A 25,690-nucleotide genomic window follows, 5' to 3' on the forward strand; every position below is an offset into this window, starting at 1 on the left:
CAATATCTCAGGAGCACGCTTTATGAAACTACTTCCACTCGCCGCGGCAATTGCCGCGGCGCTGGTATCGGCCGGCGCCGCGGCCGCCGATTTTCAATGGTCGCACCAATGGACCTTCAACCACACCGCAGCCAACGGCTCCAATGCCATGGGTTCGGAAATCGTCGCCTACGATGCGCTTAACGACCGCTTGTGGATTGCCGGTACCGACGCCAATCAGGCCAACATCGGCCAAGGTGGCATCGACGTACTCGATTTATCCGGCAATCTGGTACAAAGTTTTTCCACCGCCGCGCTGGGCGGCATCAATAGCGTGGCGCTGAGTCACGGCCAAGCCGCCGTCGCCATTACCGCGCCGACCAAGACCGACCCGGGCGTGGTGCGCTTTTACGACGCGGCCGATTATTCGTTGCAAGGCTCGATAACCGTCGGCGCCAACCCGGATGCGGTGACTTATACCCCGGACGGCAGCCGCCTGCTGGTCGCCAACGAAGGCGAACCGAGCAGCTATTCGATAGGTCCTGCCGGCGACCCGGAAGGCTCGGTCAGCATCATCGACACCTCGACCTTCGCGGTGCAAACCGCCGGTTTCTCCGGCTTTAACGCCGATGCCGACGCGCTGACAGCCGCCGGCGTGCGCTTGACCGGCCCCAATGCGACCGTGGCTCAGGACCTGGAACCGGAATACATCGCGGTCAGCCGGGATGGCAGCACAGCCTTCGCCACTCTGCAGGAAGCCAACGCGGTCGCCATCATCGACATCGCCAGCGCGACCGTCACCGACATCAAGTCCATGGGCCTGAAGGATCACAGCCTGCCCGGCAACGGTCTGGACGCCTCCGATCGTGACGGCAGCGGCAACAATCCGTTGAACGGCAACATTCAAAACTGGAACGTCCAAGGCCTGTACATGCCGGACGGCATCGCCAGCTTCAGCCAAGGCGGCAAACAATATTACCTAACCGCCAACGAAGGCGATTCGCGCGCGGATTGGCCGGGCGGCAATGATGAAATCAGAGTCGGCAGCGCCGACATAGACCCCGATTTGCGCACCGCACTGGACGCCGCGCACGGCACCGATTGGCAAAGCAACAACGACAAATTGAGCCGGCTGACCGTATCCACCAGCGGCGACAGCGACGGCGACGGCGATCTGGACCGGTTACAGGTATTCGGCGCCCGCTCCTTCTCGATTCTGGATGCCGACGGCAACATGGTATTCGACTCCGGCGACCAACTGGAACAAATCATCAAAGCCCAATTCCCCAGCCTGTGGGACGACGGCCGTAGCGACAACAAAGGTCCGGAACCGGAAAGCGCGGTAGTGGGCAAGGTGGACGGCCGCGAGTTGTTGTTTCTGGGCCTGGAGCGTTCTAACGCCGTGATGGTATGGGACTTGACCGACCTCAGCAGCATTGCATTCCTTGACATGCTGTTCACGTCCGGCGACGTCGGTCCGGAAGGCCTGAGCTTCTTCAGCAATGCCCAAGGCAGCTACCTCGCCGTCGCCAACGAAGTCAGCGAAACCACCTCGCTGTACAAAGTCTCGGCGGTACCGCTGCCGGGCGCGCTGTGGCTGTTCGGCTCCATGTTCCTGACTTGGCTAGGCTTGCGCGAAAAACGCGAAGCTTGAGGATACAAGGCCCGCGGCGTTACCCGGCGCGGGCGGTTTTCCGCTTTCCCACACTCAGCGGATGAGCGTTCCTCGCCGCCTGGATAGCTGAAGCAACATCCGTGGCACAGGATACCCCCGAGCGTGGCGGCAACCTGTACCTTGTAGTTTGAGGTTTTTTCCAATCATGAAATGCGCATAGCCAAAACAAGAACATCCCTACAACGCTATGCTTCTTCCTTGTTATTCAAATTCCTGAAGGCCAGATATCCCGTCAACGCCCCCCAGGTAATCATGTAAATGCCGTGTAGAATGATTTCGAAATTGAAGCGGTAGGCGTCGATAAAGTAGTCATACAGATAATCCAGAAACACAATGACCACTATTACTTTCAGCGCTTGCCCAAACCGCATTTTTTGCGCGTAAAACGCATTGGCGCCTAGAATGAAAAATCCGAGCAAAAAACGTATGCCTGCATGTTTCCCCCATTCCCAATCTAAAAACGGCATTTTGATCAGGGCTATGTTGATGAAATAAAGGCCTATCAGACCTGCTAGCAATACCAACCACAACATTTTCATACCGTTTTCCCCCCATAGTAATGGTTCGGACTATAGAGCAATGCACATGTCCGACCTTGGCAATCAAGGCTTTTACACAAGCAACCCGCTCAGCTTTAATCGGCTTAAGACTTCCTGCCATTTTATACGACCGCATAACCGAGATCATTTCGTCCGCCTCCGGTTCCCACCGCTATCCGCAGAACATTCACCGCGTTGTAACATTGTCCCTATATTATTCGGCCGTATGAGTTTCCGAAAATTACCGGGCACTCGATGAAACCATGGGTGTAAAAAACCAACCGGCCGAACCGGGAACAATGCTTGCTTTCCATGCGTTACGGCCGCCAGTGTCAACTTGAAAGCGTCCGTTACGTCGGCATTATCCAACGGATCCGCAACCGGCCGTCCGAATCGAATAAAAAAGAGGTAAACACCGTGAGTCTAGGACTATCCGAATTATTGTTGGTACTGGCGATTGTGGTCGTTCTTTTCGGCACGAAAAAGCTGCGCACTGTTGGCAGCGACCTGGGCGGGGCCATCCGCGGTTTCAGGCAGGCCATGCACAACGACGACAAGGCTTTACCCCAAACCACCGATAACGCCGGATCGGCCGACAAGGTGAGCGAAACGGTTGAAAACCGGTCCTGAGCGCTCTGTACGCCATCGGTTTTGCTGAATGGTCGGCATGTCTGACAAGCCCTGGAGAAACAGCTTTCATATGCTCAAAATCCATGGCTGCCAAGATATAAAAATGCAAAAAAAAATCACGGCAAACAGCGGCTGTTTATTGGTAACGCCGTGCGCCCGCAAGGAGGCTTACCTTGATCGTCACTAACGGCTTAAGTTGGCGCCTAAATTTCGATCGCCCACGCCCTCGCCGGACCAATCTAGCGAACGGAATAATTTAAACACGCCGAGGTCGCCCCGCCGGGTTGCTGCCTGCCATACAACCTTTAAATCCGCGTCACGGCCTTGTCACAGTATCCGGTTAATTTGTGAAATGCCACACAACACCCACGAACCATTTGTATATGCAAGGAGTTGAATCATGATTTCACGCAAACCGTTACTGCTGGCTTCGGCACTGTCTGCCGGCCTGGTGTTCTCCGCAAGCTCGCAAGCGGCCCTGGAAGCGCGCGCCAACGGCATGTTTTACGATACCGTTTTGAACGTGACCTGGCTGGATGTGAGCGTCGCCGACCTCAGTTGGCAACAAGCGATGGACTGGGCGGACGCATTGACTCACGCCGGCCTATCCGACTGGCGCCTGCCTTCGGTTTCGCCCGTCAACGGCACGGCATTCCAGTATGACGAAAGCGTGGACGGCAGCAGCGACTGGAGCTACAACATCAACAGCCCGGCCTCCGAATTGGCACATTTGTACTACGTCACGCTGGGCAATAACGGTGCTTATGACAACCAAGGCAACTATATCGACGGCACGCTGAGCCAGGCCGGCCCGTTCAGTCAACTGCAAGCCGGCTTGTATTGGACCGGCGTCGACTACGCGCCGGATGCGCAGAATTTTGCCTGGTCGTTTCTGACCGATTTCGGCTTGCAAACCGATGCGCTGAAAACCGGCACAGGTTATGCCATCGCCGTACACGACGGCGACGTCGCCCCGGTCCCGTTACCGCCCGCCCTCTGGCTGTTCGGCAGCGCTCTGGCCGGACTCGTCGGTTTCCGCCGCAAACAGCCGACCATTTAATGACACTTTAAACACCTGCATTCCACTCGCCAAAGCAATACTCGCCGGCTCGAATTGCCGTCATATTTCCTTCATAGGCCCGTCACGGATTATTCATATCGGCCCGTTATCGTGAAGGCTTATTCTGAGCCATTACGAGAGAGCACATACAATGAATGATAACGATCGTAACCTGACGGACTTCGGCGACGAGCCGATGAGCAACCATTCCGACAACCCGCATTTTTCAAGCATTCTTGAAAGACGTTTGTCTCGCCGGGATATGCTGACCGGCAGTTTGACCGTAGCGGTGGCCGGCATGTTCGGCGCTTCCGGCTTAGGCAATTTAGCGGAAGCGGCTACCAGCGGCTTTCTGCCGCCGACCGCCGGCGGCAATCCGTCTTTCGCCTTGAACCCAAGCCTGGGTTTTACGGCGGTTCCGCCTACCCGTTCCGATACCGCTACCGTACCCGCCGGCTACAAAGTACAAACCCTAGCACCCTGGGGCACACCGTTGACCGGCAGCTATCCCGCCTATAAAGCCGACGGTAGCAATACGGGTGCCGAGCAGGAACAGCAAGTGGGCATGCATCACGACGGCATGTACTATTTTCCCATGGCCAATAATCCGAATGCCCACGGTTTGTTGTGCGTCAACCATGAGTACGTCGATCAGTACAACCTGCATCAAGGCGGTGCCAACAACAGCGTGCCGCGTCCTGAAGACCAAGTCAGAAAAGAAATTGCGGCCCACGGCATCAGCGTCATCGAAGTCAAGAAAGACGAATTCAGCGGCGAATGGGAAATTGTTTATGGTCAGTATAACCGCCGCATCACCGGCAACACGCCGATCGAAATTCGCGGTCCGGTCCGCGGCAGCGATTTCGTCAAAACCAAGTACAGCCCGAATGGCACCATGACCCGCGGCACCCTGAACAACTGCGCCAACGGCTACACGCCTTGGGGCACTTACCTGACCTGCGAGGAAAACTGGGCCGGCTATTTCGTCAACAAAACCGGCCTGCCGCGCGAACACAGCCGTTACGGCGTATCGACCAGTAACGGCCGTTACCGCTGGGAAAGCGCGCAAGGCGACGCCGACCAGTACATTCGTTTCGACGCTTCGGTGAAAGCGGACTCCGCTGTCGACGATTACCGCAACGAACCCAACGGTCAGGGCTGGGTCGTAGAGATCGATCCGTTCAATCCCAACAGCACGCCGAAAAAACGCACCGCCATGGGCCGTATTGCCCACGAAGGTTGCATCGTAGCGCCGCCGCAATTAGGTCAACCGGTCGTGTTCTATTGCGGTGACGACTCGCAAAACGAATACGTCTACAAATTCGTCACCAAGGCGCGCTATAGCAAACACGTCAACGGCGACATCCTCGACCAAGGTACCTTGTATGTGGCGCGCTTCAACGAAGACGGCAGCGGCGAATGGTTGCCTTTGGACATCAACGATTTGGCGTTCCAGGCTGCGGCGTTTGTCAAAGGCGTGAGCTTCGCCGATCAGGCCGACGTACTGGTCAACACCCGTCTAGCGGCCGACGTGGTCGGCGCCACCAAAATGGACAGACCGGAATGGGGCGCGGTGCATCCGCAAACCCGCGAAGTCTATATGACCATGACCAACAACGCCAGCCGCAACGCCGGCAACATCGACGCCGCCAATCCGCGCGGCCCTAATCCCTACGGCCACATCATCCGTTGGCGCGAGCAAGGCAACCGCTCGTGGGCCACCAAATTCGAGTGGGATATCTTCGTGTTGGGCGGTACCGAATCCGACAGCCAGGTGTTGCCGGAACAAGGCGGCCCCGCGCTGACTCAAGACAACATCTTCGCCAGTCCGGACGGACTGTGGATAGACCAAAACGGCATACTATGGATTCAGACCGACATGAGCGGTTCGCAGCAATTGTCCGGACCTTTCGGCGCCAACCAGATGCTGGCGGCTAATCCGGTCAGCGGCGAAATCAAACGCTTTTTGGTCGGTCCTAACGATCAGGAAGTTACCGGAGTGGTCTCGACCCCGGACGGCAAAAACCTGTTCGTCAACTTCCAACATCCGGGCGATCGTTCCAGCGCCGGCACCGGCTTTACCAGTAACTGGCCGGATCACGGCGCCGTTTACCGTCACCCCGGCGAGGCGACGGTAGTTGCGGACCCTGCAGGCCCGCGCCCGCGTTCCTCGACCATCGTCATCAGCCGTGAAGACGGCGGCGTGGTTGGTTTATAACCCGGGCGCTAACGTCATTCGCCGGTAACCAAGCGGCTTGTTCGGCATTTGCACGCGGACGAAAGACTTCGGCAATTGTCGAGCAAAAGCGGCACCGATGCGTTAAACATCGAATCGGTGCCGCATTTTTTCAGTGATTCAGCGGATTAGATTTGCTTGACGCTGATATTCAGAGTCTGAATCCTGTAAGCGATTTGCCGCGGGGTCATGTCGAGCAAACGGGCGGCTTTGGCTTGCACCCAGCCGCATTGTTCCAAAGCGGCGATGACTCGTTCACGCTCGTCCATGTCGCTATCGTGTAGATTGACCACCCGCGCGACAGTAGCTTGAGGGCGGCTCACCCCGATTTCGTCTTCCAAACCGGTACTAATGATGACGTCTCTGTCGATGACGCCGTTCGCGCTCATGATGGCCGCACGCTCCAGGCGATTCTCCAACTCCCTGACGTTGCCGGGCCAACCGTGTTTCATCAGTATGCGCAAGGCGCTTTCCTTGATTTCCAGCGGCCTTCCACCCTGTTGTTTGGAGATTCTATTCAGCAGGAAGTTGGCAAGGTCGGGAATATCTTCGATGCGGTCGCGCAACGGCGGCATGTTAATCGGCATCACATTCAAGCGGTAATACAAGTCCTCGCGGAACGAGCCTTCCGCGACGTCCTGTTCCAGATTACGGTTGGTCGCGGCAATGATGCGGACGTTGACCTTGATGGTTTTAACGCCGCCGACCCGCTCGAACTCGCCTTCTTGCAATACCCGTAATAGTTTGGCCTGAAACGAGGCGGAGATTTCGCCGATTTCGTCCAAAAACAAGGTGCCGTTATCGGCTAGTTCGAAGCGGCCTTTGCGTTGACCGATTGCCCCGCTGAATGCCCCTTTTTCGTGGCCGAATAGTTCCGATTCCAACAACGTGTCGGGTAATGCGGCACAATTCAGCTTTAAAAACGGACCGTTCGCGCAGGTGGAGTTAAAGTGAATCGCGTTGGCAACTACCTCTTTACCGGTACCGGATTCGCCGCGAATCAAAACGGTGGTATGCCACTTGGCGACTTGGCGAATGATATCGAATACTTTCAGCATCGGCTCGGAGTGGCCGATGATGTTTTCGAACCGGTAGTTTTTCACCAAGGCTTGTTTTAAAAAATCGCGCTCGTTAGTCAACTCGTTTTGCTTGCGCTCCATGACGCGCAGCATATTGACGCTATGTGCAATCAAGTTTGCGACCATCTCCAGGAAGCGCGCCCGTTCGCCCAAAAAAGTCGCCACGCAGGGTTGGGCCGCCAAAATGCCGACAACTTCGCCTTGTTCTATCGATAACGGCGAACCGATGAACGGTAAATCCGGGTTGTAAACGCCGAGCCGGCTAAGAAAGCGCGGCTCGTCGGCTATGCGTTCCACCACAATGGTGCTGCCTTCGTCCAAAATCGCGCCGACCAAACCTTCGCCGGGTTGATAGCGTACCGACCGGTCTATGCCTTCCCCGTAAATTTCGCAGATGCTCATGCTGTCGTCGTCGATATCCCGTAGGGTGATCATGCCGAAGTGCAGCCCCGAGCGCTTATGCAGTATTTCCAGAATTCCTTTTAGTTTGGTCCTGAGATCGTGAGTGCTGTTGAGAACCTGACTGACAAGGTACAGGGTATCCAGCTCCGACTCGACCAGAAGCAAACGATCACTCATGAATGTCCACCTTCTCTCCGTAACGATGGCTAGGAAAACTGACGTTAAAACAACAGCCTTTTAAATAAGCAGCATCTATTTCAATCATCCCGCCGTGCTGGCTCACGATTTCCCGCACCATCACCAAGCCCATGCCGGCTTGTACGCCGCCCAGGTGTTGAGGATTGGTGGTAAAAAACGGCTCGAACACTTTGCTGCGTTGTTCGGGCGGAATACCGGGTCCGCTGTCGGCAATGGTCACGCAAACCCAATCTTTTTCGGTTGCGGTGGCAATTTTGATGGTGCGCTCGCTACAGCTTGTCCGGTTAATGGCGTTGACGGCATTATCGATCAGCAATTTGAACAACATACGTAATTTATTCTCCGCTCCCAGCACCGAAGGCAAGATGGGATTGGGCAGCCAATCGATCACAATGCCGTTCGCTAGAAACTTCTGACTGTATAGTAAAACCACTTCGTGTAACAGTTGGTTCAAATTGACAGGAATCACCGCCGATTCGGGAATCTCGGGTACGCAACGTTGCAGAGTCGCCAAGGTTTCTTCGCCCATCTGGTGCACTTGATTCAATAATTCTTTCAGCGGTTGATGCTGACTGTCGTTGCGTTGCGCCATCAATTGAATCGCGGCGTTGATCTGATTCACCGGCTGCCGAATCTTATGCATCGCCCCGAGCAGGGTTTCACGGATGCTGCGGATATGTTCTTCCTCCGCCATCATGTTGCGCAAGGTCTGCAATTGCAGTTTTTCTTGCTGCCGACGTTGTGAGGTGATGTCGTTGATACTGAGGAGTAGATAGTCGCTGGTTTGCGGTAGAAAGAATTTGTCGGCCTGAGTATCGTTTTCGCTAAACCAATTGCCGGAACAGGCAAACCAGCGGGTGCCGCGCCGGCCGATGCCTTCCACCCTCACTTCGCGATTGGCAAATCCGCGCCGGCTGCCGTCGTCTTGCGCCCGCCAGATGTCGCCCATCTCTTGTTGCAGCGCATCCAGAAAGAACAACGCCGGTTCGGCGTGGCCTAATTCGCTGATCAGCATTTTATAGACTTGGTTGTCCAGGATGATGCGGTGCTCGCTGTTCAACACCACCATGGCCACCGGCGAAGCGTTAATCACCGACTCGATCAGCTTCTTTTGGTTGTTCAGCTGTTGCTCGACGTGGTGGCTTTGCGTCACGTCGCGGTGCATGCCGATGTAATGACTGATCGCCCCGTTTTCGTCCAACATCGGGGCGATAGTCAGATCGGCCAGATAACGTTCGCCTTGCTTGCGCCGATTAATCAGGCGGCCGTTCCAGACTTTCTTCCTGGATATGGTGTGCCACAAATCGTAATACACCTGGCGCGGCGTGGATTTATCCGATAGTTTCGATTCGTTCTCGCCCAATATTTCGTCACCCCGGTATCCGGTCACCTCGGTGAACGCGTCGTTGATGTATAGGATGTTGGCTTTTTTATCGGTAATGGAAATCGCCACCGGTGCCTGCTCTACGGCTTTAACGAACAAAGAAAACGGCAAGGTTTTTGACGAATTGAGTTGGACTATTTCTTCTCGGGCAAGCGCTATCAAGGGCGAAAGTGCCGATTCAAGCTCGGTACCGACGCTAACTTCTAATTCTTTGGGCGGTGGATTTTTCATGCTGATCGTCTCATTACCTAATGCGTAACTGCCAATTAAACTAGCAAATAAAACGCCAATCTTAAAAATGAATCTTATCCGACAATTCCGAATGAATATCCCCGCAGGGAATTTAGCGTGTTTGTCGCATTTACTACAAAGATCGGCGCCTCTTGCCGGCTTATGTGTCCTTTAACACAGGCTCAAATGCACCAAAAGTCGCGTTGCGCGCCCTATCCGCGCCCGAATTCGCTTGTTTAAACCTTACAAATATTGTTGGCATGGATGATGCTGCTGGTATAGCAAAACACAACGCGATACAGCAATGAGTGAATATCTTCTGCTAATTCTGGGTACCGCACTGGTCAACAATGTAGTACTGGTCAAATTCCTGGGCTTATGCCCCTTCATGGGCGTATCCAATAAATTGGATACCGCTCTGGGCATGGGACTGGCAACGACCTTTGTATTGACCTTGGCATCGGCCGCCAGCTGGGTAGTGGAACACCGTTTGCTTATCCCGTTCGATATCGGTTTTTTACGCGTACTCGGTTTCATTCTGGTAATCGCCGCAGTCGTGCAATTTACCGAAATGGTGATCCACAAAACCAGTCCGGTATTGTATCAGGTGTTAGGCATCTTCCTGCCTCTGATTACTACCAACTGCGCGGTGTTAGGGGTTGCTTTGCTGAACATTCAAGAACATTACAACTTCGTCCAAAGCTTGCTGTTCGGCTTTGGGGCGGCGTTAGGATTTACCCTGGTGATGGTGCTATTTGCCGGTCTCCGTGAACGCTTAGCGTTGATGGCTGTACCGGCACTTTTTTCCGGCACGCCGATCGCATACATCACAGCCGGCATACTCTCCTTGGCCTTTATGGGCTTCGCAGGTCTGTATACCAAGTAAGCGCGTGCATGAACAATTAACGGACACTGACCGACCATGTACATACTTTCCGCAATCGCCATTCTGACAGCCTTGGGTCTCTTGCTCGGCTTGAGCCTAGGTATCGCCGCAAAGTATTTGAAAGTGGAGTCCGATCCCTTGGTGGAACAAGTGGAAGCCATGATGCCCGGCTCACAATGCGGGCAATGCGGATTTCCCGGCTGCCGACCCGCCGCGGAAGCGGTAGTATCCGGCGCCGCTCCGGTAACGCTGTGTCCGCCCGGAGGCACGCCGCTAGTGGAACAGTTGGCGAAGCTTTTGGGCGTGGAAGTCGATTTGAGCCAAACCCAAGATCAAGAGCCCATGGTTGCCCGCGTCAGCGAGGAAACCTGTACCGGCTGTACCCGTTGCTTCAAAGTCTGCCCTACCGACGCCATCGTCGGCGCTCCCAAACAAATTCATGCCGTGGTGGCCGACGCCTGCATAGGCTGCGAAAAATGCGTCAACGTATGTCCAACCGAATGCCTGCAAATGCATCCCGTAGAAGTCACGTTGCGCGACTGGCGCTGGCCGAAACCTCTGTTGGCCGCCTAAGCGGGAGAGACTGCCTATGTTGTCCTTGTTCGAAAACCCGAGACTGCGCGGCGGCATCCATGCCGAAGAGCACAAAGTGGAAACCTCCGGCGTCCCTATCGCACAGGGCATGCCGTTGCCCAAGCGCTTATACATCCCGGTCCAGCAACATGTCGGCAAACCGGCGGAACCTCTGGTCAAGGTGGGCGAAAAAGTACTGAAAGGACAATTGCTGGCTTACAGCCAAGGTACTATTTCCGCACCCGTGCATGCGCCCAGTTCCGGCCTGATCGCCGACGTGCTGGATTACCCGGCGCCTCATCCTTCCGCATTGCCTATTCGCACCATCGTCATAGAGACCGATGGCTTGGACGAATGGGTGCCACTACAAATTCCCGTCGACCCGTTCGAATTGCAGCCCGAAGAGATCTGCATGCGGGTAGGCGCCGCCGGCGTGGTAGGCTTGGGCGGCGCGGTATTTCCTTCCGCGGTTAAATTGGATTTAGGCCGTAAAAACCAAATCCATACCTTGCTGATCAACGCCGGCGAATGCGAACCCTATTTGACCTGCGACGATAGGCTGATGCAAGAACGCGCCGCCGACATCGTGACCGGCATCCGCTTGATGCTGCGCGGCATGAACGCTCCGGCCGCCATCATCGGCATCGAGGACAACAAACAGGAAGCCTACGACGCGATGACCCTCGCCTGCGCGGCCTATCCGGAAATTACCGTAAGACAAGTCCCTACCCGCTACCCCATGGGCTGGGACAGGCAAATGCTGCGCTATCTGACCGGCTGGGAAATTCCGGCCGACGGCCGCGCCACCGACATAGGCGTGGTCATCCACAATGTTGCTACGGCCTATGCGGTATTCAAAGCCGTGTGCTTGGCACAGCCCTTGATCAGCCGGGTAGTGACGGTATCGGGCGGCGCTGTCGGCAAACCGCAGAACGTGGAAGTGTTGATCGGCTCCTTGATGACCGAGGTGCTGGCCTATTGCGATACCGACAAGGCGGCCATTTCGCGGTTGATCATGGGCGGCCCCATGATGGGCGACGCTCTGCCGCGAGCCGACGTGCCGGTAGTCAAGGCATGCAACGGTATTCTTGCGCTGGCGGCCGAAGAAATCGAAACCCCGGACGTCAAGCCCTGTATTCGTTGCTCAACCTGCGTAGGCGCTTGCCCGGTCGGATTGTTGCCTTTGGAAATGGCTAGCCGCATCAAAGCCAACCAACTGGACGCTGCAGTCGACCTGGGCCTCAAGGATTGCATCAATTGCGGCACCTGTTCTTACGTCTGTCCGTCCAACATCCCGTTGGTGCACTACTTCAAATACGCTTCCGGCGAATTATACAAACGCCAGCAGATGGAACATAAATCCGAGCAAACCAAGCGTTTGGTCGACGACCGCAATCAACGTATGGAACGCATCCGCTTGCAGCAGGAAGAAGAAGCCCGCAAAGCCGCCGAAGCCAGAGCCGAGCGTCAACGCCAGCAAGAGGCCGCTAAAGCGGCTGCCGCTGCGGCCAAAGCCACCGAAGCGACCAAAGTTACCGAGGAAAGCTTATGAGCATAAAGCCTGTCAGCGGCCCGCACGTCATCGCGGTGCGCCGCGTCGATGAAATCATGGGCCTAGTCATCATCGCCTTGGTGCCGGCTACTGCCTGGGGTTTACTGTTATTCGGTTTCCCCGCGCTTTACCTTTGCTCGGCCACCATCGGCTCGGCGCTGCTGTTCGAGGCAATGTGCTTGAAAATGAAAGGGGTGGAAGCCGCGCCTTTTTTACGCGACCGCTCGGCAATTTTGACCGGCTTGTTGGTCGCCATGACCTTGCCGCCTTGGGCGCCATGGTGGATAGGCGTAGCCGGCTCGGCCATCGCCATCGTATTGGGCAAACAAGTGTACGGCGGCTTGGGCCAAAATTTGTTCAACCCGGCCATGCTGGCCAGGGTCGCCTTGTTGATTTCCTTTCCTATCGAGATGACGACTTGGGTAAACGTCAATCCGCTATTCTTTGGCCCAGGCCCCATCGATAGCTTAGCGATTACTTTCGGCAACGCCGGCGCCGACGCCGTCACCGGCGCAACCACGCTGGGCGCGGTCAAAACCGGCTTCTCCAATCATCTGACCTTACCCGGCTCTTTATCTGACTATAACGGCTTTTTATCCTTTATCGGCTGGGAACGCGGCAGCTTCGGCGAAACCTCCAGCCTGCTGGTGCTGGGCGGCGGCTTGTGGCTGCTGTACAAACGGGTAATTCAGTGGCATGGACCGGTTGCGCTGTTGGCCTCCATAGCGCTTTTATCGACTGTATTTCACTGGATAGACAGCAGCCACTACCTGGGACCGTGGGCACACCTGAACTCCGGTGCGATCATGCTGCTGGCCTTCTTCATCGCCACCGACTACGTCACTTCTCCCAATACACCGGCAGGCCAAATGCTATTCGGCGCGGGCTGCGGAATCTTGATTTTCATTATCCGTACCTGGGGCGGCTACCCGGAAGGTAGCGGGTTTGCGATTCTATTGATGAACGCCACCACACCGTTGATAGACCATTACGTTCGTCCGCGCATTTACGGCCGCTACCGTAACGGCAGACCGATCGACATCAGCCAATCTTGAGGAAAGCCATGAGTTCAGAGCCTGCGCCTGACACTGCATCCGGCGAATCGGCGATCGATTCGGCGACGACTGTCAAAATATTGTCTGAAAAGCTGAAAGCATTTCTTGAACCCGAAAACTTGGAACGACTACGCCCGCAATTAAAGTATCAAGCCGGCGTATTGGCGGGATTTGCATTGCTGGGCAGCTTATTGCTAGGCGTAGCCGATTTCGCGACCCGTGACGTCATCAAGCTGCGTTTGGAAGAAGATTTGAAAGCCAGCTTGGAAGAAGTGGTACCTGCAGATTTATACGATAACGATTTGCTGGCGGACACCGTAAGCTTGCCGTCCGCCGAAGCCAACATAGGCGCTGAGCAAACCACGGTGTACTTGGCAAAGAGACAAGGCAATTTGACTGCGGCGTGCTTTAAATTCGTCGCGCCGGACGGTTACGCCGGCCCTATTTATCTGGTCATGGGTGTCGATAAAAACGGCGAAATCTTAGGCGTGCGAGTCATTTCTCACGTAGAAACGCCGGGGCTAGGCGACAAAATCGAACTGAGTAAATCCAAATGGGTACTGAGCTTTAACGGCAAATCGCTGGACAACCTAACGGTAACCCAATGGGCCGTCAAAAAGGACGGCGGGGTATTCGACCAATTTGCCGGGGCCACTATCACACCGCGCAAAGTCGTGCAGGCCATCAAACGCGGTTTGGATTTCTACCGCAGTCACCAGCAGGAGCTGTTGGCTCCGCATAAGCCGTAATCGCGCATACCCTGCAATTTCTATCGGGAGACGAACATGAATTTCTTATCCGCATCCTACCGGAAAATCGCCTCTGACGGCCTGTGGCACAACAACGTGATCCTGACGCAGAACCTGGCGCTTTGCCCGCTGTTAGCCGTCACCGGCACCGCAACTAACGGTCTCGGCATGGGGCTGGCTACCACCGCCGTGATGGTGGCTTCCAACGGCGCGGTATCCGCCAGCCGTCATTTGATTCCTGCGGAAATTCGAATTCCCATTTTCGTGCTGCTGATCGCCGCTCTGGTCACTTTGGTGGATATTTCGCTGAATGCCTGGATGCACGAATTACACAAAGTGTTGGGTTTGTTTATTCCGTTGATCGTTACCAACTGCGTCATTCTAGGCCGAGCCGAAGCCTTCGCCTCCAAACAAGCTTTAATGCCTTCGATGTGGGACGGCTTGATGATGGGCATCGGTTTCACCTTAGCCATGGTGGTATTGGGAGCGCTACGGGAAGTGAGCGGCGCCGGCACCTTATTCGCAAACGCATCCGTGTTGCTCGGCGAGGGCTTTCGTTTCATGGAATTCACCGTGATTCCGGAATACAAAGGTTTTTTATTGATGGCCTTACCGCCGGGAGGCTTCATCATGTTGGGCTTTTTAGTCGCAGCCAAGCGCCTGCTGGATAAAAAAGCCGAAGCCAAAAAAGATTCCGGCGTCGAAAATTTAACCATCGCCGAACAACAAGCCACTTCTTAAATCCGGCCAGTTAGGAGTTTTCAATGAACGTTGGTGTTTGTTACGCAGAAGCGGACCGGCAAACATGGGTCAAATTGGAAGTACCGGACGATGCCACGGTACAGCAAGCCATCGAACTGTCCGGCATGCTCAAGCAATATCCGCATATTAATTTGGACATTCAAAAAGTTGGCATTTTCGGCAAATTAACCAAATTAAACAGCCCCATCAAAGAAGGGGATCGCATAGAAATTTATCGGCAAATTACCGCAGACCCGGCCAAAGTCAAACGCCGTCGTATCGAAGTAGACGATGATGACGACGACGATGACGACGATTAACAGCCGCTCGCACGCCGAACACGGCAATCCAGTTACCAACCGAATTTTTAATCAGGAGACTATTCATGCTACTTGAAAGCTACGATAAACAAGGCCTCACTTTCATCTCAAACGTGTTAGGTCAGACCAGCGAGAAAGGCGTTACCGCTTATCGCGGCGATTTGGTATTGATCGAAGGCGGCTACCGCGAAGGCTCTACCACCGACCGTAAACCGCCGGTATTATTGCTTCATCAAACCGCAATCTTGGCTAACAGCGAAAAATTCATTTTTTTGAACGGCCTATTCGACGAATTGCAACACGTACCGGTATTCGTTGAAAAATACAAAAGTGCTTTGAGTCCGGATACCTTGACCTTGTTCTATGTGGAAAACATTGCCGAACCCATGCAAGTGGAATTGGAAGGCGTATTGTTTAAATTTTTGCCTTTCCGCGAAGGCATGATTTGGAACGACACCCTGGAACTGCTTTATATCGAAAAAGCCGACTTGAAAGGCCAATCGGCCGAAGATAAAGTCGTCACCATGTACGAAGCGGCAAAAAGCTTTAAGATCAAATCCGCGCCGATCAGCTTCGACGAAGCCATGAGCAAAACCGTCGTCGTGAAAAAATCCGCGGCGGTCGGCCCGGTATAAGATCAGTACCATCAAAGGTCAACGTATGAAACCGTTCAAAACCGTTTCCGCCGCCGAAGCGGTGGAGCTGATAAACGCCAACGGCCCGGCGATTCTGGATTGCCGCGAACTCAAGGACTATCGTGCCGGACATATCGATCAAGCCATGCATGTGCACGAACAGCTACGCGACAGCCTGCTGCGCAAAGCCGATAAAAATCGACACATGCTGATTTACTGCTATTACGGCCACGCCAGCGAACATCTAGCGGAAATGTTTTGCGATTTCGGTTTCAAGCACGTCTACAGTCTGGCCGGCGGCTACGCCGGCTGGAAGGAACATCACAACCTTTAGCGGTGAGAACATGACTCAACTATCAAGAGATTTGGCGTTGCGTATCGCGTTGGCCTCGCGCGTATTGCCCGGCGTGGGCGTTCAAGAACTGATCGACATTTTGCACGAAAAAGTCGGCCGCCCCTTGTCCGACGAAAGGCTTAAAACCATCACGGTTACCAATCTGAAAACCGGAATCGGCAGTCACGACGGCGAGGAAGACGGCGAAGACATAGGCATAGGCTTGGCCAACATCAAACTCGCGGTACGCTACCTGTGGGGCGAAGAAGAAGGCGACGAAGGACTACCCCAAGTACACCCTTACAAAGAAGGCGACATGCCGGAATCCATTCGGGTAGCCATTGCTTCCAACGCGGGAGCCGGGCTAAACGGCCATTTCGGTTCTTGTATCCGGTTTTTGGTCTACCAATTGTCTCGCACGGATTACCGTTTGGTCGACATCCGTTCGACGATTGAAGCGGACAGCGCCGAAGACCGTAATCTATTCCGCGCCAATCTAATCAAAGATTGCCACGTGCTGTTCGTACAATCCATCGGCGGCCCGGCCGCAGCCAAGGTAATCCGCGCGGATATTTATCCGATTAAAGTACCGGACGCTATAGAAGCGGAAGAACAATTGCGCGAATTCCAGCAAGTATTTGACGCCCCGCCGCCTTGGCTGGCAAAGGCGTTAGGCCGTAGTGCGGAAGAGCGCAAACGCTTCGTAGCCCATGAATAGCTATTGCTTGATATTACCGATATATTATGTATAATGTATCGAGTTGACGCGGGGTGGAGCAGCTTGGTAGCTCGTCGGGCTCATAACCCGAAGGTCGTTGGTTCAAATCCAGCCCCCGCTACCAAATAAATCAAAGGCTTAGGTTTAACGACCTAGGCCTTTTTTGTTGCTTGTATGTTTTGTGTAGGCACTTTGTAGGCAAATTGCATCAACATTACTCGACTTTAGACACAGCACTGGCCGCGCCGCGCCAGCTTGACCTAAAGACGAAGGGGCCGCGTAGCGATGGACCCGCGTATTTTCGTGAGACCAACTGGTCAAGGCGACAATCGAGAGGCGCCGCGCTGTTCTGGGACACTGAATTTTTGCGACTTCGGGTCAAAACCGTCGCGAAAGGCAAGTCCTGTAAATTCAATCCGCAACCCTTGCGCGACGAGACCCGCCGTCAAGGGATGCCCTTCGCGCCAGGGCGCAATTTCACGTGGCGGGAAGGTCTCGTCGACGGCCAAAGCCAACAACTGTGCCAGCGTCCAAGCGGTGGAGCGAATTTGCATCCAGGTTTCCAGCACGGTGGCGACTGTTGCCACAGATTGCTAATGCCCCAGCAGCGTTTCAGATGATGAAACAAGGGCTCGATGCCCCAACGGCGAGCAATACAGTTCGAGAATGGCCGAGGCCGATAACGCCGTTTCGGTGGCCAGCAGCAGGCGGGGCTTCGCCCAAGTCTGTTTCCGGTCGTCGTAAAACTCGCACCAGACGGCCCGCACCGGCGCGTCTTTCAGAAAGCGGGCCAAGGCCACTGCCGACCGTAGCCGCAGCTTTTGGGGTTTGCCGTGCAGCGTTAACGACCGCTCTCACAACGGCAAGCCGGCAATCGCTTCGGCCGTCAGGCGTTGACCGTATTTGTGCGGCCGCCCGATACGGCCGGCAAGTCCGGTCGTATCGGGCGGCAAAAACAACGGGTATCGATGCGGGCCTGAGCGATGACCTGGATCCCCCGGCTCAGCAACGGCAAGACCAGCCGAGCGCGCATGAACCACGAATCGCATAGCAGCCGTGCCGGCGCCAACACCCGCAGCAAAGCCAGTGCAATGGTCAATTTATTCCGGTTACCGGTGTCCGGCACCAGGCGTGACAACATCGGCAACACCAATTTGGCCTTGCCATGGCCCGGCACACTGACCCCCAGCGTCACCCAGCACTGGGCCTGCACGAAATCCGGGCGATTGGCTTCAGTTCGTTCTCGTCGAGAATCCGCCAAACCGTACTTTTACCGACCCTGGCAAGCCGCGGGAACCCTGCCGACTCCGCGTGTTCGCACACATAGCGTGCCAAGGCCGAGAGGCTCCACAATTCCGCGGCCAGCCCCAGTTCCTTCAGCTGGATGCAAGCGATACTGACCACCCTGGCCTTAGCCTCCTCAGTAATCTAGGGCGGGCGAGGGCGATGATAGGCATCTTTCAGCCCTGCCTGAACGCCGGCCGCCAGTGCCTTGTCGATACATTTATCAATCGTCGGCCGGCTCACGTGCAATTGCCGTTGAATCTCGCTGATCGACAGACCTTGTGCGTACTTCAGCAGCACCCCGGCCCGCTCCACTTCCCGCACCGGCGCCGTACGCGAGTCTGCCAGTTCAGACAATTTGCACCTTTGTTCATCGGTCAATACCAGAGCCGCTCGCTCACTTTTACGTCCCATGATCACCCGCCAATAGAATAATAGGAGGATCCTGACAATTCAGGATAAACCTGTAACCTAATTAATGGGACGATCTACTAGGCAAGCTGGCACTCGTTTCGACGCTGGAAAGGTGATTTCGGAAACATCCAACCAATTTCGCCAGGTCTGTTTGAGTGAGGCCCAACCGTAACCGGGCCTGTTTGATTTTTGCACCGGTCACAGTAGCGGTCTGACGCATCGCAATCCGTTTATCCACCCCATTTCCCACCCATTGCCGAATCTCCTCATCGGACTTGGCGGCCCAGAATAAATCCGTGCCGGCATACTGGCGTATGACTTTCTCAAACAACAATCGTTATAGCAACCGTGACGGAAGCCACTGAGACCGTTAATTCCCAGATCGCCGTCCTGCATTGTATCGACCATCCGGTGCGCAAAGGCCTGAATCACGTCGGCTCGAAAATGCGCAAACGGGTCGCGGCTGATCTCTTTTTCAGGCGCAAGCGTGATTGGACAAGGCTTAAGATTGTTTAATCACTTGCTTTTGGGGATAATGCCAAAGAACTAATTTTTTGGTCTGCTGCAATGAATGAACTCATGTCTTCCGGAATTGAACTGATGCTGATCGGCATGGGCATGGTCTACGCCTTTTTGGCGATGTTAATCGTTGCTATTAAAACCATGTCGGCCTTGATCCTAAAATTCTTTCCGGAGATGCCGGCCGGCCGGCATGCCGGCTCGCATCATGGCGAGGATTTAGGCACTATTGCGGCCATTAGCGCGGCCGTCCATCAATATCGGAATAAATATCTGAAGAAAGAGAAGTAAGTCTTCAGATACGTTCATAATTCCGCCGTTTTATCGTTTGGATATTGCTGCGAGACAGCTTAGCCCCATCCCACGAATAGGAGAAACACGCGTGGCAAAGGTAAAAAAACCTTTAGGCATAACCGAGGTCGTCTTGCGAGACGCCCACCAATCGCTGTTGGCAACCCGTTTTCGTATCGAAGACATGCTGCCGATTTGCGCTGATATCGATCAAATCGGCTATTGGTCTGTAGAGTCTTGGGGCGGTGCGACTTTCGATGCATGCATCCGCTATTTGGGGGAAGACCCTTGGGAGCGCCTGCGTTTACTGAAAAAAGCCATGCCTAATACCCGCCAGCAAATGCTGTTTCGCGGCCAAAACATTTTGGGCTACCGGCACTATGCGGACGATGTCGTCGATAAATTCGTAGAGCGTTGCGTAGTCAACGGTATCGACGTATTTCGCATTTTCGACGCGATGAACGACATGCGCAACATCGAGCGGGCCGTTAAAGCCGTGTTGCAAACCGACGCTCACGCGCAAGGTACCATTTCCTACACCACCAGCCCGGTACATACCATAGCCAAGTGGGTGGAACAGGGCCGCGTCATCGAAGATATGGGCGCGCACTCCATCTGCATCAAAGATATGGCCGGTTTGTTGACTCCGTATGACGCATACGAGCTGGTCTCCAAACTGAAAAAAGCGGTTTCTATCCCGATTCACATGCAATGCCACGCGACTACCGGCTTGAGCGTAGGAACCTACATCAAAGCGATAGAAGCCGGCCTGGACAACGCCGATACGGCGATTTCTTCGATGAGCATGACTTACGGCCACAGCCCCACCGAAACGATCGTCGCCAGCTTGCAAGGCCAAGCCAGCGATACCGGCCTGGATTTGAACAAACTCGAAAAAATTGCCGCTTACTTTCGCGAGGTCAGAAAAAAATACGCCAAATTCGAAGGCAGCTTGAAAGGGGTGGACGGCCGCATACTGGTATCGCAAGTACCCGGCGGCATGTTGACCAATATGGAAAGCCAGCTGAAAGAACAAGGGGCGGCCGACAAATTTGACGAAGTTTTACGCGAAATCCCGCGGGTACGGCAAGATTTGGGCTTCCTCCCCTTGGTGACGCCCACGTCGCAAATCGTAGGCACCCAAGCGGTTCTCAACGTGCTGTCCGGCGAGCGTTACAAAACCATCAGCAAGGAAACCGCCGGCGTATTAAAAGGCGAATACGGAGCCGCCCCCGCCCCGGTGAATACAGAGCTACAAGCCCGGGTACTGGACGGTGCCGAGCCGATTACTTGTCGTCCGGCCGATTTGCTGGAGCCGGAAATGGACAAACTGGTCGCCGAAGTCCAACGCAAAGCGGCGGCGGAAGGCGTTAAGCTATCGGCCTTCGTCGAAGAGGATGCCTTGATCGACGGCATGTTCGCGCAGATTGGCTGGAAGTTTTTGCAAAACCGCGGCAACCCGAGTGCGTTCGAGCCTGCTCCGGGTTCAGAAGCCGCTACAGCCCCGGCTGCGCCGCAAGCTGCCACCGCCGGGCCGACCGAAATCTACAGCGTTAACGTCGACGGGCGCACCTACCACGTGGCGGTCGGTCCTGCCGGTAGCAATCTCACCATACAGCCGGTTTCGGCATTGCCGGCCGGGCCGGATTTAGTCGTGGCACCGCCCATGATCAGCGGCAGCGGCGTGGTCGTCTCCCCCTTGGCCGGCGTGGTATTAAAAGTCAACGTCAATGTCGGCGCGCACATTTCCGAAGGCGACGTGGTTTTAGTCATGGAAGCCATGAAAATGGAAACCGAAATTCGCGCGAAAGTGGCGGGCATCGTCAGCGCGGTCAACGTTAAACAAGGCGATAACGTGGCGGTTGGCGATGTGCTGGTCACCCTATAACGCGGGGTAAATCAAATTCATGGAAAATTTATACCTGTTATGGGAAAGCACCGGCCTTTATAACTTCACGGCTTCGCAAGCCGCCATGATGGCGGTGGGCTTCGTGCTGCTGTTTTTGGCCATTAAAAAGGGTTTCGAGCCTTTATTACTACTGCCGATAGGCTTTGGCGCCGTCCTCAGCAACATTCCGGTGGCCGGGATGACCGAAGAAGGCGGCTTGCTCTATTATCTGTACTACGGCGTTAAGACCGGGATGTTTCCGCTATTGATTTTCATGGGCGTGGGTGCGATGACCGACTTCGGCCCCATGCTTGCCAATCCGAAAACCCTGTTGCTAGGCGCGGCGGCGCAGTTCGGCATATTCGCAACGCTGTTGGGCGCTTTGGCGTTAAACATCGTTCCGGGCATGGAATTCGACCTAAAACAAGCCGCCGCGATTGCAATCATCGGCGGTGCGGACGGGCCGACCGCGATTTACGTAGCCTCCAAACTGGCGCCGGAGTTATTGGGCGCTATTGCGGTGGCCGCTTATTCCTATATGGCGTTAGTCCCCTTGATTCAGCCGCCTATCATGCGGGCCTTGACCACCGAAGAGGAGCGCAAAATCGAAATGCAGCAACTGCGGGCGGTAAGCCAGACCGAAAAAATCGTGTTTCCGTTAATGTTGATCACCTTGACCGCATTGTTGTTGCCTTCGGCGGCTCCGCTGGTCGGCATGTTCAGCCTGGGTAATTTGATGAATGCCTGCGGCGTGGTCGATAGACTGAGCAAAACCGCGCAAAACGAATTGATCAATATTGTGACTATTTTTCTGGGTTTGTCGGTCGGCTCCAAATTGAGCGCCGAGGCGTTTTTAACCATGGAGACCCTGGGAATTTTAGGCCTGGGCGCGGTCGCGTTTGCTATAGGCACCGCCAGCGGCGTGATCATGGCAAAAATCATGAACCGTTTCAGCAGCACGCCTATCAATCCCTTGATAGGCGCCGCCGGGGTTTCCGCCGTGCCGATGGCCGCCCGTGTGGCGAATAAGGTCGGCCAAGAAAGCAATCCTTATAACTTCCTGTTGATGCACGCCATGGGCCCTAACGTAGCCGGCGTCATCGGCTCCGCGGTGGCCGCCGGGGTGCTTTTAAGTCTGATCCGTTAAAACCTAACTCTACCGCTGTATGCAAACGGAGCCGCAGGCTCCGTTTTTTTGCCCGACATTTCGACTCGCCGGCATAGCACATGAGTCTGGCCGACAGTTAAACCGCTCCACACCTACTAAGCCCCCGCGTCGAAAACTTGACGATTGCCGCCGGCGGAAAATTTTTGCCGCTTGGCGAAAAACAGCATTTTCTTGACGCCTTAGAGCGGCATATATCCCCATACCTAACTGAAAGCAAATGAAAAATTTATATTGGCATGAGCCATGCTGTGCTCTTGGCAAAGCAGGAGGTACATACCATGGCTATCAATTTCAACAATGCTTTAGGCATACATCCGCAAGCCTTATCGCTACGCGAGCAGCGTGGCGAAATCCTTGCCGCAAACTTGGCGAACGCCGATACCCCGGATTACAAAGCGCGCGATCTCGATTTCAGTTCGGTGCTGCAGCAAACCCTGCAATCCGAACCGCGCATCAACAAAACCAATGTCGGTCATATGGAGGCTAGCAATTCGGTATTAGAGGCCGATTTGCTGTACCGCAATCCGCATCAGGCTTCGTTAGACGGCAATACGGTTGAAGCCCATGTCGAGCAAGCCAAGTACGCCGAGAACGCGGTGCAATATCAAGCCAGTTTGCGTTTTATCAATAACAAATTCGCCGGCTTGATGTCGGCGATACGCGGAGAATAACCATGTCGTCCCTGAATATCTTCGATATTGCCGGTAGCGGTATGAACGCGCAAAACCTGCGTTTGAATCTGGTGGCGTCGAATATTTCCAACGCCAACAGCGTCAGCAGCAGCCTCGACCAAGTTTATCGTTCCCGCCAACCGGTGTTCGCCGCCGAGTTGCAAAACATCATGGACAAAAACGATGCCGTCAGCGGCGTCGACGTGCTGGGCGTAGTGGAAAGCCAGGCCCCGCCCATCATGGAATATGCGCCTCAACACCCGATGGCGGACGAGTTGGGTTACATCTACAAACCTAATGTCAACACGGTTGAGGAAATGGCCAACATGATGTCGGCGTCACGCGCTTACGAAAACAACGTAGAAGTACTCAATACTGCCAAAAACTTAATCCTGCAGACTCTAAAAATGGGTCAATGAGGCTGAATCATGTCCAGCAGCGCGATAGATACCTTTAACAGTTTAGGCCTTGCCACCACATCGAATAGCCAAAGCAGCGGCAACCAAACTCAAGCGTTGGGACAGGAGCAGTTTTTGAAACTGTTGACTACCCAATTGACGCATCAAGACCCCAGTAATCCGATGGAAAACGGCGAATTTTTAGGACAAATGGCCCAATTCGCCACGGTATCCGGCATACAGGATTTACAGACCTCGTTCAAGGAATTCGCCGATTCGATCAATTCCGGCCAGGTGTTACAAGCATCCGGCCTGGTAGGACGATACGTACTGGCCCCTACCGACCAGGGCGTGTTGTCGGCAGGCGGCACCATCAGCGGCAATTTCGAACTCCCGAGCAGCAGCACTCAGGTCAGTTTAAGGATTGTAAATCCGCAAACCGGCGCGACCGTGCGCGAGGTCGATTTGGGCGATCTGGCCGCAGGGCAAAACGATTTTTCCTGGGACGGTCTGGACGAAGACGGTCAACTGGCCAATCCAGGCGTCTACGACATCCAAGTTCAGGCATTGATAGACGGCAAAAACACTCAACTGAGCACCAACGTCAAATCCTTGGTGGAAAGCGTGACCATGGGCAGCGGCAGCAGCGGGCTGCAAGTCAATCTGAGCGGATTGGGTTCGGTCAAATTTAATCAAATCAAACAAATACTTTAATCGAGGAGCGTGTCATGGGTTTCGCGACAGCATTAAGCGGCTTGAATGCCGCATCCAACAACTTGGCGGTAACCGGCAACAACATTGCCAACGCCAATACCGTAGGTTTTAAGAAATCCCGCTCCGAATTCGCCGACGTTTACGCGTCCAGTCTAGGCGGCGTCACCAGCACGACTCCGGGTGCCGGCGTGAAAGTGGCCAACGTGGCTCAGCAATTCAACCAGGGCAACCTGAACTTTACCGACAACAGCCTGGATATGGCGATCAGCGGCGAAGGTTTTTTCATCATGGCGAAAAGCCCCACCGAAGTAAACGATTTGTCTTACACCCGGGACGGCGAGTTTAAGTTGGATAGCGAAGGTTATCTGGTCAACAACCAGGGCAAAGCGTTATTAGTTTACGCCCCCAACGGCACCGAGATTTCCGACGGCTTCAGTACCGGGGTGACTCAACCGGTGCGCATCAACACGCTGACCGGTTTGCCGGTCGCCTCCGAATCGGTCAACCTGACCCTCAATCTAAATGCCGACGATACCTCGCCGGTCGATTCTAACGGTAATGCGTTGACTTTCGATCCGGACGATTCCAATACCTATAACAGTCAAACCTCCGCGACGGTTTACGATTCCTTGGGATCCCCGCACATCTTGACGACTTATTACGTCAAAAACCCGGTGACTTCCGGCAGTAGCGGCACCTCTTGGAATGTATATCACTACATGAGTGAACCGGACGATTTACCGGGCGCGAGAACAGCTATTTCCGCGGGAGACTTCGGCACCACCATACCGGCAACCGGGTCAGGCGCGTTGCCGACCCCAGCCGTATTGACATTTGGTTCGGACGGCAAGTTGACCGACCCTGCCGACGGTAAATTTGCGCTGGAAGATTACGTGATTACACCAGCGACCGGTGCCGCGGACGTCAAAATCAGCACCATGAATTATTTCGGCTCCACCCAAGTCCAGCAAAAATTCAGCGTCAACGAATTGACGCAAGACGGCTTGCCGGCCGGACGCTTGACCGGCATTGCGATAGACGACGAGGGTGTCATCTTTGCCCGCTTCAGCAACGGCGGTTCGCAAACCATAGGCAAAGTGGCAATGGCCCGCTTTCCCAATCTGGACGGTCTAGCAAAGATTGGCGATACCGCTTGGGCGGAGAGCGCCAACTCGGGTCAACCGATCCGCGGCGAGGCCGGCGGCAACAGCTTCGGCACCATCCAGTCCGGGGCCTTGGAAAGCTCCAACGTCGATTTGTCGGCCCAACTGGTTAATTTGATCGTCGCCCAGCAGCATTATCAAGCGAACGCCAAAACCATCACGACCGAAAACACCATTATGCAAGCGATATTGAACATCTAACCG

The 25,690-nt window shown here is 54.8% G+C and carries 28 protein-coding genes, 1 tRNA gene and 1 pseudogene; 22 read left to right on the plus strand and 8 right to left on the minus strand.

The window, feature by feature from the left end; all coding sequences use genetic code 11:
* The first annotated feature begins 22 nt into the window (after positions 1–22).
* Positions 23–1,633 (plus strand): choice-of-anchor I family protein, encoded by a 1,611-nt coding sequence (locus AB0A83_RS18820; protein ID WP_367154954.1) that lies wholly within the window; start codon positions 23–25, stop codon positions 1,631–1,633.
* 206 nt (positions 1,634–1,839) lie between these two features.
* Here AB0A83_RS18820 and AB0A83_RS18825 read toward each other — a convergent pair whose 3' ends face one another.
* Complete coding sequence (locus AB0A83_RS18825; protein ID WP_150051095.1) at positions 1,840–2,193, minus strand: hypothetical protein; 354 nt, start codon at positions 2,191–2,193, stop codon at positions 1,840–1,842.
* A 417-nt stretch (positions 2,194–2,610) separates the two neighbouring features.
* Between AB0A83_RS18825 and tatA the strand changes: the two genes are divergently transcribed.
* From tatA to AB0A83_RS18840, 3 genes are all read left to right on the plus strand, one after another.
* On the plus strand, positions 2,611–2,823 hold the full coding sequence (gene tatA, locus AB0A83_RS18830; RefSeq protein ID WP_232056708.1) for a twin-arginine translocase TatA/TatE family subunit: 213 nt from the start codon (positions 2,611–2,613) through the stop codon (positions 2,821–2,823).
* A gap of 400 nt (positions 2,824–3,223) precedes the next feature.
* Positions 3,224–3,883 (plus strand): hypothetical protein, encoded by a 660-nt coding sequence (locus AB0A83_RS18835; protein ID WP_232056709.1) that lies wholly within the window; start codon positions 3,224–3,226, stop codon positions 3,881–3,883.
* A gap of 151 nt (positions 3,884–4,034) precedes the next feature.
* Entirely contained in the window at positions 4,035–6,101 is a 2,067-nt protein-coding gene (locus AB0A83_RS18840) for a PhoX family phosphatase (protein WP_367154955.1), read from the plus strand.
* A gap of 146 nt (positions 6,102–6,247) precedes the next feature.
* Here AB0A83_RS18840 and nifA read toward each other — a convergent pair whose 3' ends face one another.
* Entirely contained in the window at positions 6,248–7,777 is a 1,530-nt protein-coding gene (gene nifA, locus AB0A83_RS18845) for a nif-specific transcriptional activator NifA (RefSeq protein WP_150051099.1), read from the minus strand.
* Positions 7,770–9,413 (minus strand): nitrogen fixation negative regulator NifL, encoded by a 1,644-nt coding sequence (gene nifL / locus AB0A83_RS18850; protein WP_150051101.1) that lies wholly within the window; start codon positions 9,411–9,413, stop codon positions 7,770–7,772. The genes nifA and nifL overlap by 8 nt, the downstream gene beginning before the upstream one ends.
* A 304-nt stretch (positions 9,414–9,717) precedes the next feature.
* Here nifL and rsxA point away from each other — a divergent pair, with 304 nt between their 5' ends.
* The 11 genes from rsxA (at position 9,718) to AB0A83_RS18905 (ending at position 17,100) form a co-directional block, all read left to right on the plus strand.
* A complete protein-coding gene (gene rsxA, locus AB0A83_RS18855) occupies positions 9,718–10,299 on the plus strand; it encodes an electron transport complex subunit RsxA (protein ID WP_150051103.1) in 582 nt (193 codons plus the stop codon).
* Between the two features lie 36 nt (positions 10,300–10,335).
* The gene (gene rsxB / locus AB0A83_RS18860) at positions 10,336–10,872 is read left to right on the plus strand and encodes an electron transport complex subunit RsxB (protein WP_150051105.1); all 537 of its coding nucleotides are present in this window, start codon (positions 10,336–10,338) and stop codon (positions 10,870–10,872) included.
* A 16-nt stretch (positions 10,873–10,888) separates the two neighbouring features.
* Entirely contained in the window at positions 10,889–12,424 is a 1,536-nt protein-coding gene (gene rsxC / locus AB0A83_RS18865) for an electron transport complex subunit RsxC (protein ID WP_367154956.1), read from the plus strand.
* Positions 12,421–13,479 carry an RnfABCDGE type electron transport complex subunit D gene (locus AB0A83_RS18870; RefSeq protein WP_150051110.1) on the plus strand — a complete coding sequence of 353 codons (1,059 nt, stop codon included), beginning with the start codon at positions 12,421–12,423 and terminating at the stop codon, positions 13,477–13,479. The genes rsxC and AB0A83_RS18870 overlap by 4 nt, the downstream gene beginning before the upstream one ends.
* Before the next feature lie 8 nt (positions 13,480–13,487).
* Positions 13,488–14,228, plus strand: a complete 741-nt coding sequence (gene rsxG / locus AB0A83_RS18875; protein ID WP_150051112.1) for an electron transport complex subunit RsxG — start codon at positions 13,488–13,490, stop codon at positions 14,226–14,228.
* A 36-nt stretch (positions 14,229–14,264) separates the two neighbouring features.
* Complete coding sequence (locus AB0A83_RS18880) at positions 14,265–14,969, plus strand: electron transport complex subunit E (RefSeq protein WP_367154957.1); 705 nt, start codon at positions 14,265–14,267, stop codon at positions 14,967–14,969.
* A 23-nt stretch (positions 14,970–14,992) separates the two neighbouring features.
* Positions 14,993–15,289, plus strand: coding sequence for an RnfH family protein (locus AB0A83_RS18885; RefSeq protein ID WP_367154958.1), 297 nt, complete (start codon positions 14,993–14,995; stop codon positions 15,287–15,289).
* 65 nt (positions 15,290–15,354) lie between these two features.
* Entirely contained in the window at positions 15,355–15,924 is a 570-nt protein-coding gene (locus AB0A83_RS18890) for a hypothetical protein (protein WP_150051118.1), read from the plus strand.
* 25 nt (positions 15,925–15,949) lie between these two features.
* Positions 15,950–16,258 carry a thiosulfate sulfurtransferase GlpE gene (locus AB0A83_RS18895; protein WP_150051120.1) on the plus strand — a complete coding sequence of 103 codons (309 nt, stop codon included), beginning with the start codon at positions 15,950–15,952 and terminating at the stop codon, positions 16,256–16,258.
* A gap of 10 nt (positions 16,259–16,268) precedes the next feature.
* Complete coding sequence (locus tag AB0A83_RS18900) at positions 16,269–16,976, plus strand: dinitrogenase iron-molybdenum cofactor biosynthesis protein (protein ID WP_367154959.1); 708 nt, start codon at positions 16,269–16,271, stop codon at positions 16,974–16,976.
* Between the two features lie 47 nt (positions 16,977–17,023).
* Positions 17,024–17,100, plus strand: a tRNA-Met gene (locus AB0A83_RS18905).
* A 193-nt stretch (positions 17,101–17,293) separates the two neighbouring features.
* Here the strand turns inward: AB0A83_RS18905 and AB0A83_RS18910 are convergent.
* The 5 genes and pseudogenes from AB0A83_RS18910 to AB0A83_RS18930 form a co-directional block, all read right to left on the minus strand.
* Entirely contained in the window at positions 17,294–17,563 is a 270-nt protein-coding gene (locus tag AB0A83_RS18910) for a hypothetical protein (RefSeq protein ID WP_367154960.1), read from the minus strand.
* Positions 17,564–17,569: 6 nt separating this feature from the next.
* Positions 17,570–17,770, minus strand: a complete 201-nt coding sequence (locus AB0A83_RS18915) for a hypothetical protein (protein WP_367154961.1) — start codon at positions 17,768–17,770, stop codon at positions 17,570–17,572.
* A gap of 92 nt (positions 17,771–17,862) precedes the next feature.
* Complete coding sequence (locus AB0A83_RS18920) at positions 17,863–18,237, minus strand: hypothetical protein (RefSeq protein WP_367156190.1); 375 nt, start codon at positions 18,235–18,237, stop codon at positions 17,863–17,865.
* A pseudogene (locus tag AB0A83_RS18925) lies at positions 18,204–18,674 on the minus strand (helix-turn-helix domain-containing protein); the annotation flags it as partial. The gene AB0A83_RS18920 and the pseudogene AB0A83_RS18925, both read right to left, overlap by 34 nt.
* 61 nt (positions 18,675–18,735) lie before the next feature.
* On the minus strand, positions 18,736–18,894 hold the full coding sequence (locus AB0A83_RS18930; RefSeq protein WP_367156185.1) for a helix-turn-helix transcriptional regulator: 159 nt from the start codon (positions 18,892–18,894) through the stop codon (positions 18,736–18,738).
* 347 nt (positions 18,895–19,241) lie between these two features.
* On the opposite strand from AB0A83_RS18930, the gene AB0A83_RS18935 reads away from it, so the two are divergent.
* The 7 genes from AB0A83_RS18935 to flgE all read left to right on the plus strand — a co-directional run bounded on the left by AB0A83_RS18935 (position 19,242) and on the right by flgE (position 25,687).
* The gene (locus tag AB0A83_RS18935; protein WP_150051154.1) at positions 19,242–19,484 is read left to right on the plus strand and encodes an OadG family transporter subunit; all 243 of its coding nucleotides are present in this window, start codon (positions 19,242–19,244) and stop codon (positions 19,482–19,484) included.
* 91 nt (positions 19,485–19,575) lie between these two features.
* On the plus strand, positions 19,576–21,372 hold the full coding sequence (oadA, locus tag AB0A83_RS18940) for a sodium-extruding oxaloacetate decarboxylase subunit alpha (protein ID WP_367154962.1): 1,797 nt from the start codon (positions 19,576–19,578) through the stop codon (positions 21,370–21,372).
* Between the two features lie 19 nt (positions 21,373–21,391).
* Positions 21,392–22,519 (plus strand): sodium ion-translocating decarboxylase subunit beta, encoded by a 1,128-nt coding sequence (locus tag AB0A83_RS18945; protein ID WP_150051158.1) that lies wholly within the window; start codon positions 21,392–21,394, stop codon positions 22,517–22,519.
* A gap of 299 nt (positions 22,520–22,818) precedes the next feature.
* Positions 22,819–23,211 carry a flagellar basal body rod protein FlgB gene (gene flgB / locus AB0A83_RS18950; RefSeq protein ID WP_367154963.1) on the plus strand — a complete coding sequence of 131 codons (393 nt, stop codon included), beginning with the start codon at positions 22,819–22,821 and terminating at the stop codon, positions 23,209–23,211.
* 2 nt (positions 23,212–23,213) lie between these two features.
* Positions 23,214–23,630 carry a flagellar basal body rod protein FlgC gene (gene flgC, locus AB0A83_RS18955; RefSeq protein WP_367154964.1) on the plus strand — a complete coding sequence of 139 codons (417 nt, stop codon included), beginning with the start codon at positions 23,214–23,216 and terminating at the stop codon, positions 23,628–23,630.
* A 9-nt stretch (positions 23,631–23,639) separates the two neighbouring features.
* On the plus strand, positions 23,640–24,323 hold the full coding sequence (locus AB0A83_RS18960; RefSeq protein WP_150051164.1) for a flagellar hook assembly protein FlgD: 684 nt from the start codon (positions 23,640–23,642) through the stop codon (positions 24,321–24,323).
* 14 nt (positions 24,324–24,337) lie between these two features.
* Entirely contained in the window at positions 24,338–25,687 is a 1,350-nt protein-coding gene (flgE, locus tag AB0A83_RS18965) for a flagellar hook protein FlgE (RefSeq protein ID WP_150051166.1), read from the plus strand.
* Positions 25,688–25,690: the final 3 nt, after the last annotated feature.

Source organism: Methylomonas sp. HYX-M1, from assembly GCF_040741385.1.
Lineage (GTDB): Bacteria > Pseudomonadota > Gammaproteobacteria > Methylococcales > Methylomonadaceae > Methylomonas > Methylomonas rhizoryzae.